The sequence below is a fragment of the Campylobacter concisus genome (genome assembly GCF_902460625.1).
GTDB lineage: Bacteria > Campylobacterota > Campylobacteria > Campylobacterales > Campylobacteraceae > Campylobacter_A > Campylobacter_A concisus_AD.
In genome coordinates, this window is sequence record NZ_CABPUT010000032.1 from 1 (window position 1) to 1078 (window position 1078).

The following is a 1078-nucleotide window of genomic DNA, read 5'->3' on the forward strand; positions in this document are numbered from 1 at the left end:
ATAGAATTCTTTATAAATAGTAAAAAAATTTATGAAAGAATCATATAAATAATCCAAGGAAAGGTAATGCAAGTTATTTTATTTACACAAAATAGTGCATTAAACAATATTTGGAGAAGCTATTTTACTGGCAATAGCGATGTGAAATTTATACATAATAGAAAAGAGTTTTTTTCTCATATAAATGATGATGTTGATATTATAGGCATTGATATTGATGTTTTTAAAGATAATATTGATGATGTTATAAAAAATATAATTGAAAATTCCCCAAATATAAAAATACTCATACTCTCAAATAGACCAACGATAAACGAAGGCAAGCATCTGCTTACGCTTGGAATCAAGGGCTATGCAAATTCTCACATGAGAAAGACACACTTTGAAGATGCTTTTGAAGCTATTTTTAATGGAAATATATGGCTTTACCAAGAATTTGTTCAGGCAATGATTAGTGAGCTAACCGGCTCATATATTAATAGCGAAAGTGAAAAGGTAGACAAAAAGACCGATCTCTCTGAGCTTAGTTCAAGGGAGAGAGAAATTGCAGATTTAATCTATCAGGGTCTAACAAATAATGAAATTTCAGAAAAAACAGGTATTACACTAAGAACAGTCAAGGCACATACAAGCTCTATTTATAGTAAGCTAAATGTAAAGGATAGAATAGGGCTTGTGCTTTTAATGAAGCAGCTTGACGCATAAAATCTTGATTTATTTTTTTAAAAAATAAGATTTTTCTTCAAAAACTATAATTTTTTTATGCATGTGCACATAAGAAATACATACATAACTTTTACTAGCTGAAGAATACAATAAATATAAAATTTTCAAATAAAAAATGATTTGCTAAAATCTTAAATAAAAAATTCTAGCAAATTTATTAATAGCCGAGATAAGAAATCAGAAACTTTAGTCTTCCAAATCGATATCTACTTTTTCAACATTTGTTATGATGTCTTTTGTATTTTTTTCGATATTGTGTTTGTTTTTTTCAATAAGTGATCTATTTTGTCCAATCAAATCCCTATTTTCTTTAATGCCATCGCTATTTTGTTCAATTAATTTGCTAAGAGTC

Annotated in this window: 1 protein-coding gene; it reads left to right on the forward strand. The window is 27.5% G+C overall.

Annotation, left to right across the window (positions count from 1 at the left end):
- The first annotated feature begins 66 nt into the window (after positions 1–66).
- Positions 67–705: a response regulator transcription factor gene (locus F3G69_RS09200; protein ID WP_103600173.1), complete on the forward strand. Its 639-nt coding sequence runs from the start codon at positions 67–69 to the stop codon at positions 703–705.
- Positions 706–1078: the final 373 nt, after the last annotated feature.

Excerpts from the sequence above, each read along its gene's own strand:
- F3G69_RS09200 (WP_103600173.1), top strand. The coding sequence starts at position 67 with ATGCAAGTTATTTTATTTACACAAAATAGTGCATTAAACAATATTTGG.